The sequence below is a fragment of the Neisseria sp. P0022.S010 genome (assembly GCF_051956635.1).
Genome location: NZ_JBQCXF010000168.1, coordinates 1 through 5,871, shown reverse-complemented (window position 1 = coordinate 5,871; position 5,871 = coordinate 1). Strand labels below are relative to the sequence as shown.

The following is a 5,871-nucleotide window of genomic DNA, read 5'->3' as shown; positions in this document are numbered from 1 at the left end:
CCTGCTTGTGTTCCGCTCCCGTTTTTAGGCGGCACTTGACACAGAAAGACTCCATCATGAAACCAACCATCGCGCTTGTCGGCCGCCCCAATGTCGGCAAATCTACTTTATTCAACCGTTTGACGCGTACCAAAGACGCGCTCGTGCATGACTTGCCCGGCCTGACGCGTGACCGACATTACGGTCATGGCAAAGTCGGCAGCAAACCTTATTTGGTCATCGATACCGGCGGTTTTGAGCCGGTTGTGGACAGCGGCATTTTGCACGAAATGGCGAAACAGACCTTGCAGGCTGTCGATGAAGCTGATGCGGTTGTGTTTTTGGTGGATGGCCGCACCGGTTTGACGCCGCAAGACAAAATTATTGCCGACCGTTTGCGTCAAAGCCCGCGTCCCGTTTATTTGGCGGTGAATAAGGGCGAGGGCGGCAATAGGGCCGTGCTTGCCGCCGAGTTCTACGAACTTGCCCTGGGCGACCCTTATGTTATTTCAGGTGCGCACGGCGATGGCGTGTATTATCTGATTGAAGATATTTTGGAAACCTTCCCTGAGCCTGAAAAGGAAGAGGAAGAAGCGAAACATCCTGTTTTTGCTGTAATCGGCCGTCCAAATGTCGGTAAATCAACCTTGGTAAACGCCATCCTTGGCGAAGAACGTGTGATTGCCTTCGATATGGCAGGCACGACGCGCGACAGTATCCATATCGATTTTGAACGCGAAGGTAAACCGTTTACCATCATCGATACCGCAGGTGTGCGCCGTCGCGGCAAAGTGGATGAAGCGGTGGAAAAGTTCTCCGTTATCAAAGCCATGCAGGCGGTTGAGGCGGCAAACGTTGCTGTTTTGGTGTTGGATGCGCAACAAGATATCGCCGATCAAGATGCGACGATTGCAGGTTTTGCTTTGGAAGCAGGCCGTGCTTTGGTGGTGGCGGTCAATAAATGGGACGGCATCAGCGAAGAGCGGCGCGAGCAAGTGAAACGCGATATCAACCGCAAACTGTATTTCCTTGATTTTGCTAAGTTTCACTTTATTTCCGCGTTGAAAGAGCGCGGTATAGACGGTTTGTTTGAAAGCATTCAGGCTGCCTATAATGCGGCAATGATTAAGATGCCGACGCCGAAAATCACGCGTGTCCTGCAAAGCGCGATTGAACGTCAACAGCCGCCGCGTGCAGGTTTGGTGCGTCCGAAAATGCGCTATGCCCACCAAGGCGGCATGAATCCGCCGGTGATTGTGGTACACGGTAATTCGCTGCACGCCATTTCTGACAGCTACACGCGCTATCTAACCCAAACATTCCGCAAAGCCTTCAATCTGCAAGGTACACCGCTCAGAATTCAATACAATGTTTCGGAAAACCCGTATGAAAATGCGGAAGACAAACCGAAGAAAAAACCGCTGCGCCGTGTCAGCCTGAGCAACCGTATTGAGAAACGCGAGGGCCGCAAGGAAGAGAAAAACCGCTTCAAGAAGAAAACCAAAGTCAGCGTGAAAAAACAATTCAGCAAATAAGCATAAAGGCCGTCTGGACAATTTCAGACGGCCTTTTATGATGGAATGTAAGTTATTCATGTTTCATGATATTTATCGATTGAATTTATCGGAATCAAAATACATAAAATCAAGGTTGGGAAAGGTTGTGAAGATGAAAACGAAACAGTCGGTTTGTTGTGAACTTCCTTTATTGCCGGAATTCAAAACGGTGTGATAGAAAAAAATAGTTGGTAATTTATTCTATTCAGGGCTACAATCCCATCAAACGCCGATTTTGGTGTCTTTACAATCATAATAATGGAGCTCAAGAATATGACAGCTAAAGGACAAATGTTACAAGATCCTTTTTTGAATGCGTTGCGTAAAGAGCACGTTCCGGTTTCAATCTACTTGGTAAACGGCATCAAGCTGCAAGGCCAAGTGGAATCATTTGACCAGTACGTTGTTCTGTTGCGTAATACTTCCGTCACTCAAATGGTTTACAAACACGCTATCTCAACAATCGTTCCTGCACGCGCAGTCAGCCTGCAACACGAAAACAAACAACCTCAAGCCGCTGCCGCAGCTGCTCCGGTTCAAGTTGAGACTGTGCAGCAACCTGCCGAATAAATGATGTAACGCATTCCTGTTTTTCAATACCTTACCGCTTTTGCGGTAGGGTATTTTTATTTTCAGACGATCTTTATCATGCTGCTTGAAAACATTCTTCCCTTTGCCCACTCCCTGTTACGACAAGCCTTAAAAGCAGGCGGCCGCGCTTTGGATGCGACGGCTGGAAACGGACATGATACTTTGCTGTTGGCGCAATTGGTTGGCGAGACGGGTAGGGTGTGGGCGTTTGATGTGCAACCCAAAGCACTGGCGCAGACTCAAGGCCGTCTGAAAGAAAACGGCGTAGATGGTCGGGTAGCCCTGATACATGACGGCCATGAAAACCTTTTATCTTATATCGACGAGCCTTTAGATGCCGCGGTATTTAATTTTGGTTGGCTGCCGGGCGGCGATAAAAGCTGTACGACTGAAGCGGCAAGCAGCATCCGTGCACTGACGGATACTTTGGATTTGCTGAAAGAGGGCGGGCTTGCCGTGGCGGTATTGTATCCGGGGCATGAAGCCGGCCGAATAGAAGCTGAGGCGATTGTACAATGGGCGGAAACTTTGCCACAGGAAGCTTTTGCCGTGTTGCGCTATGGCTTTGTCAACCGCCGCAATGCGCCGCCCTATCTGCTGGCGGTTGAAAAGTTGCGTCAGAAATAGATGTTTGCGGTAAAATAGCTGCTTTCATTCCTTCTACCGACAAGAAACTGTTATGCAATACCTGTTTGTCAAATACAGCCACCAGATTTTTGTAACCATTACCATTTTGCTGTTTAACATCCGCTTTTTCATGCTTTGGCGTCATCCTGAAAAACCGTTGGCAGGCATTTGGAAAGCCATGCCGCATTTGAACGACACCATGTTGCTGTTTACCGGCTTGTGGCTGATGAAGATTACCCATTTTTCGCCGTTCAATGCGCCGTGGCTCGGCATGAAAATCCTGCTGTTGCTGGTTTATATTGTGTTGGGCATGATTATGATGCGTTCGCGTCCGCGTTCGCCGAAATTCTATATCGTCTATATTTTGGCCATGTCGTGTGTTGCCACGATTGTTTTCCTTGCCAAAACCAAAACACTGCCGTTTTAAAAGAGGCCGTCTGAAATGTATCCGCATTTTGCCGTTGTCGCTTTGGGCAGCAATCTTGCCAATCCTGCCGAACAGGTGCGCGCCGCTTTGGCCGAATTGGACGCGCATCCGCATATCCGGCTCGAAAAGGCTTCTTCCCTGTATCTGACTGCGCCGGTCGGCTATGACAATCAGCCCGATTTTGTGAACGCCGTGTGTGCCGTGAAAACTTCATTGGACGGCGTGGCGCTGTTGGCGGAGTTAAACCGCATCGAGGCGGAATTTGGGCGAGAGCGTAGCTTCCGTAATGCGCCGCGCACCTTGGATTTGGACATCATCGATTTTGACGGTATCCGCAGCGATGATCCGCATCTGACCTTGCCGCATCCGCGCGCGCATGAGCGCAGTTTCGTGATGTTGCCGTTGGCCGAAATTCTTCCGGATTTCGAGTTGGGCGAGCATGGCCGTGCGGCTGATTTGGCTCAGGCTTTGGGCGGGCAGGGGATTTGCCTGTTAAAAGAATAAGGGCCGTCTGAAAAACAGGCTGAAACAAGAAAGGGCGTGTTGGACACGCCTTTTTTGCTATAAAATATTGTTGGGAAACACATTACAAAGAGTTACTATGAATCCTCGTTATATTGTTGTCGAAGGCGCCATCGGTAGCGGCAAGACTGCTTTGAGCCGCCGCTTGGCAGAGCATTTCAGCGCGTTGCTGTTGTCGGAGAATCCGGATCACAATCCGTTTCTCATGAAGTTTTACAGCAATGTTTCCAATAATGGCTTGGCCGCCGAGCTTTTCTTCCTGACGCGCCGCGCTGAAAGCGTGAATATTATTGAAGATCATTGCGCACAAGGTGGAATGGTTGTGGCTGATTTTCTGCCGGAAAAAGACCGCATTTTTACGCCCATCGTTTTGAATGATGACGAGCGGCAGCTTTTTGCTGATATAAAGCAACGCATTTTGCCGCAATACGCGGAACCTGATGTGGTGATTTATCTGCAAACCGCTGTCGAAAACAACCGCAAACGCCTGCAAAAACGTCAAGAGGGTATCATCAGCTTGTTTCCCGAAGGCTATTTGGGACGGGTGCATGACGAATACAGCCATTTCTTCCATTTGTATCAAAGCGCGCCTTTGCTGACCGTCAATGCCGATGAGTTGGATTTGGCCGGCAATGACGACCACTTCCAGCTTTTGTTGCGCGCATTGGAAGATTTTCAAGGTACGCGCAGTTATTTGAATTTAAGCGAAAAATAAACGAAGGCTAGGTTTAGGCCGTCTGAAAGGAATAATATGTCAAAATATCAATTCACACTCCCATCTTCTTCCGGTAGCGATTTTAACTCCGCCGAACATTTGCCGTTGGTTGTCTATTTTTATCCTAAAGACAACACGCCCGGCTGTACCACCGAAGGCTTGGATTTCAATGCCCGATTGGAACAATTCAAAGCATTGGGCTATACCGTTGTCGGTATTTCGCGTGACGGCGTTAAATCGCATCAGAATTTCTGCGCTAAACAAGGCTTCCAGTTTGAATTGTTGAGCGATAAAGAAGAAACCGTCTGCAAACTGTTTGACGTGATCAAGCTGAAAAAGCTTTACGGCAAAGAATCCCTCGGCATTGAGCGCAGCACGTTTGTGTTGGACGAAAACGGCGAAATTGCCCATGAGTGGCGCAAAGTCAAAGTGGCCGGACACGCGCAGGAAGTTTTGGATACAATCTCTCAAGCCTCTTAAATAGGGCTTTGAAAACCTAAGGCCGTCTGAACGGATGTAAAGTTATGCCGTTCAGACGGCCTTTCAATACAGTTTGATGAGTATGGACGATTTAATAGACAAGCTGCTTGAATCCCTTTGGCTGCAAGACCGGCTCAGCCACAATACGCTGCAAAGTTACCGCCGTGATTTGGTTAAAATCGCAGAGCGTTTGGCCGAGTGCGGGCAGGATTGGTTGAGTGCTGATGAATTTGCCCTGTCTGATGCCGTGTATGCGGAGGGGGAAAAAAGCACGTCCCAAGCGCGGGCATTGTCGGCTTGCAAGCGTATGTACGGCTGGTTGGAAGAAACAGGCCAAAGAGCAGACAATCCCACCCGTTTTCTCAAGGCGCCGAAATCGGAACGCAAACTGCCCACGCTGATTACCGAAGCCCAAATCGACGCACTGCTGGCTGCGCCGGATGTGGAAACGCCGCATGGACTGCGCGACAAAGCCTTGCTTGAAGTCATGTATGCAACAGGTTTGCGCGTGACCGAAGCCGTCAAATTGACGCTCAGCGATATCGATTTACATCGCGGCAGTATCCGTACCATAGGCAAGGGCGACAAATTGCGTCTGGTTCCGTTGGGACAGGAAGCGGCATATTGGGTGGAACGCTATTGCAACGAATCGCGTCCGTTGTTGCTGAAAAACAAAATTTGCGACGAAGTATTTGTCAGCCAGAAACGCAGCGGCATCAGCCGTCAGCTTGCATGGATGATAGTCAAAGAATATGCCGAAGCGGCCGGTATTGCTTCGCTCAGCCCACACGGTTTGCGCCATGCTTTTGCCACGCATTTGGTCAATCACGGCGTCGATTTGCGTTCGGTCCAGATGATGTTGGGACATTCCGATATCAACACCACGCAGATTTATACCCATGTTGCCAATATCCGTTTGAAAAACATGGTCGATGAACACCATTCCCGTTCATAAATAAAGGCGGCATCTCGAA

Annotated in this window: 8 protein-coding genes; all 8 read left to right on the top strand. The window is 49.3% G+C overall.

Features of this window, described 5'->3' with window-relative positions; genetic code table 11:
* Positions 1 to 56: 56 nt before the first annotated feature.
* The 8 genes from der to xerD all read left to right on the top strand — a co-directional run bounded on the left by der (position 57) and on the right by xerD (position 5,852).
* Complete coding sequence (der, locus tag ACTHUT_RS12765; protein ID WP_049331367.1) at positions 57 to 1,514, top strand: ribosome biogenesis GTPase Der; 1,458 nt, start codon at positions 57 to 59, stop codon at positions 1,512 to 1,514.
* Between the two features lie 294 nt (positions 1,515 to 1,808).
* Positions 1,809 to 2,105: an RNA chaperone Hfq gene (gene hfq, locus ACTHUT_RS12760; protein ID WP_036493792.1), complete on the top strand. Its 297-nt coding sequence runs from the start codon at positions 1,809 to 1,811 to the stop codon at positions 2,103 to 2,105.
* Between the two features lie 78 nt (positions 2,106 to 2,183).
* Positions 2,184 to 2,753 (top strand): class I SAM-dependent methyltransferase, encoded by a 570-nt coding sequence (locus ACTHUT_RS12755; protein ID WP_440385647.1) that lies wholly within the window; start codon positions 2,184 to 2,186, stop codon positions 2,751 to 2,753.
* A 52-nt stretch (positions 2,754 to 2,805) separates the two neighbouring features.
* Positions 2,806 to 3,180 (top strand): SirB2 family protein, encoded by a 375-nt coding sequence (locus tag ACTHUT_RS12750; RefSeq protein ID WP_036491806.1) that lies wholly within the window; start codon positions 2,806 to 2,808, stop codon positions 3,178 to 3,180.
* Positions 3,181 to 3,195: 15 nt separating this feature from the next.
* Positions 3,196 to 3,684: a 2-amino-4-hydroxy-6-hydroxymethyldihydropteridine diphosphokinase gene (gene folK, locus ACTHUT_RS12745; RefSeq protein WP_440385648.1), complete on the top strand. Its 489-nt coding sequence runs from the start codon at positions 3,196 to 3,198 to the stop codon at positions 3,682 to 3,684.
* Positions 3,685 to 3,781: 97 nt separating this feature from the next.
* Entirely contained in the window at positions 3,782 to 4,417 is a 636-nt protein-coding gene (locus ACTHUT_RS12740) for a deoxynucleoside kinase (RefSeq protein ID WP_070838434.1), read from the top strand.
* A gap of 36 nt (positions 4,418 to 4,453) precedes the next feature.
* Positions 4,454 to 4,897, top strand: a complete 444-nt coding sequence (locus ACTHUT_RS12735; protein WP_070713021.1) for a peroxiredoxin — start codon at positions 4,454 to 4,456, stop codon at positions 4,895 to 4,897.
* Between the two features lie 76 nt (positions 4,898 to 4,973).
* On the top strand, positions 4,974 to 5,852 hold the full coding sequence (gene xerD / locus ACTHUT_RS12730; RefSeq protein WP_070713019.1) for a site-specific tyrosine recombinase XerD: 879 nt from the start codon (positions 4,974 to 4,976) through the stop codon (positions 5,850 to 5,852).
* The last annotated feature ends 19 nt before the right edge of the window (positions 5,853 to 5,871 follow it).

Bases quoted from the DNA above. Each gene is read 5' to 3' on its own strand.
- der (WP_049331367.1), top strand. From the start codon at position 57: ATGAAACCAACCATCGCGCTTGTCGGCCGCCCCAATGTCGGCAAATCT.
- hfq (WP_036493792.1), top strand. From the start codon at position 1,809: ATGACAGCTAAAGGACAAATGTTACAAGATCCTTTTTTGAATGCGTTG.
- ACTHUT_RS12755 (WP_440385647.1), top strand. From the start codon at position 2,184: ATGCTGCTTGAAAACATTCTTCCCTTTGCCCACTCCCTGTTACGACAA.
- ACTHUT_RS12750 (WP_036491806.1), top strand. From the start codon at position 2,806: ATGCAATACCTGTTTGTCAAATACAGCCACCAGATTTTTGTAACCATT.
- folK (WP_440385648.1), top strand. From the start codon at position 3,196: ATGTATCCGCATTTTGCCGTTGTCGCTTTGGGCAGCAATCTTGCCAAT.
- ACTHUT_RS12740 (WP_070838434.1), top strand. From the start codon at position 3,782: ATGAATCCTCGTTATATTGTTGTCGAAGGCGCCATCGGTAGCGGCAAG.
- ACTHUT_RS12735 (WP_070713021.1), top strand. From the start codon at position 4,454: ATGTCAAAATATCAATTCACACTCCCATCTTCTTCCGGTAGCGATTTT.
- xerD (WP_070713019.1), top strand. From the start codon at position 4,974: ATGAGTATGGACGATTTAATAGACAAGCTGCTTGAATCCCTTTGGCTG.